Genomic DNA, 1,813 nt, shown 5'->3' on the forward strand with positions numbered 1-1,813 from the left:
GCCCCGGGAGAGGGGCGCGTTGCCGCGCCGACGGCCGCGTCCGCGGGCGCGGCAGCAGAGGTGGAAGAAAGACGCATAACCCTTAGCTTGTGCGACACAGCGACAAAATGCCTGCTACTAGGGCAAAACGGGCGTTCTTGGCAGCATGGCGTTGTGAGCCAATTGACGCACCGCGGTCCCTCGTTGTCCTCGGGCCGTGGCCACCACCGCTCCCTGCCCCTGACCACCGGCTGGCTGCTGGGCGGCGCCGTGGCCGCCGGGCTCGGTCTCGGCGTCTCCGCCGTGATCGTCCTACTGCTGTGGACCGTCTCGCCGTACCCGGACAGCGACGCGGACGGAGCCCTGCACCTGGCCGCGGACCTGTGGTTGCTGGCGCACGGCGTGCAGCTCGTGCGGCACGAAACGCTCTCCGGCATTCCGGCACCCGTCGGGGTGACGCCGTTGATGCTGACGGTCGTACCGGTATGCCTGTTGTGGCGCGCCACGCGCGAAGGGCTCGAAGCGAGACCGGTCGCGGGCGCCGGGTACGGGGCGCCGGCCGTCGGAGGCTGGGTCTCGGGCGGCTACCTTCTCGTCACCGCCGCGGCCGTCGCCTACGCCTCGGGCGGGCCGATCGAGGCGGAGCCCGTCAGCACGAGCTGGCGTCTGCCGCTGTTCGTGGCCACCGTGACGGGACTGTGCGCGGCCTTCTACGCCCAGCGCCGCTCGGTGGCGACCGCGTGGGCGCAGCTGTCCTCCCGGCTGCCCGAGGCGTCCCGGGAGCGGGTGTCGGGCGTCACGCGGCAGATGACACGTGAACGCGTCATCGTCGCCGTACAGGCGGGCGGTGCGGCAACGGTCGTGCTGTGCGGCGGGGGCGCCTTCCTGCTCTCGGCGGCCCTCGTGTGGGATCTGCAGACGGTCTGCCGGACCTTCCCCCAGCTCGCCGAAGCCCTCTCAGGGCAGTTCGCGGTTCTGCTGCTGGCGGTGGCGTTGCTGCCCAACGCCGTGCTGTGGGCGACGTCGTACGGGCTCGGCCCCGGCTTCACGCTGGGCGGCGACAGTGTCGTCTCCCCGGTCCTGAGTACCGGCTCGCCGCACCTGCCACCGTTCCCGCTGCTCTCCGTCGTCCCGGACGAGGGCTCTGGCGGGGTGGTCGCCTGCTGCCTGGTGGCGGCGTTCCCTGTGCTGGGCGGCCTGATGTGCGGATGGTGGGTGGGGCGTTCCGAGGTGGCCGTCGGGCCGGGCGGTGGGCATCCAGCGGGCTGGCGGGCCGTCCTGGTGACGGTGCCGCTCGCCGCCGTCCTGTGCGGCGCTCTCCTCGCGCTGCTCGCCGCTCTCGCCGGCGGCCCGCTCGGAACCGCCGCCCTCGCCCGTGTGGGGCCGTCCTGGTGGCAGGCGGGCGGGGCCGCGTGCGGGTGGATGATCCTCGTCGGGCTGCCGACCGCGCTGGGTGTGCGGTGGTGGGTACGGTTGAGCGCCCGCAGGGCCGCGGCAGCGGCGGCCCGCGCCGCGGAGGCCTCGGCCAAGGCGGCAGCGGGGCTCGGCCCGGACGCCGCGTGGCACTCGGACGCGGCCCGCCGAGTGCGCTGGGCCGCGATGAAGGACGCCTCCGGCGGTCTGATGGCCCCGTTCGATCCGGCGGATCCGACCGAGCGCGGGCCTGTTCAGAGGATCGGCAGGGCAGAACTCGTCCTCGACTTCGACCCAGACCCAGACCCGGGCCCAGGCGCAGCCCCGGGCCCAGGCGCAGCCCCAGCCCCAGACTCCGATCCGAGCCCCGGCGTTGGCTCCGCTCCCGACCCTCGCCTTGGTTGCGGCCCCGGCCCCGACC

At 74.2% G+C, this 1,813-nt stretch carries 1 protein-coding gene; it reads left to right on the top strand.

Annotated elements, in window-relative coordinates; translation table 11 throughout:
• Positions 1–153: 153 nt before the first annotated feature.
• Positions 154–1,813 (top strand): DUF6350 family protein (locus tag AB8Z75_RS34400; RefSeq protein ID WP_369208991.1); only part of this gene is annotated, 1,660 nt, incomplete at its 3' end.

Source organism: Streptomyces sp. PU-14G, from assembly GCF_041028275.1.
In the GTDB taxonomy this organism is placed as follows: domain Bacteria; phylum Actinomycetota; class Actinomycetes; order Streptomycetales; family Streptomycetaceae; genus Streptomyces.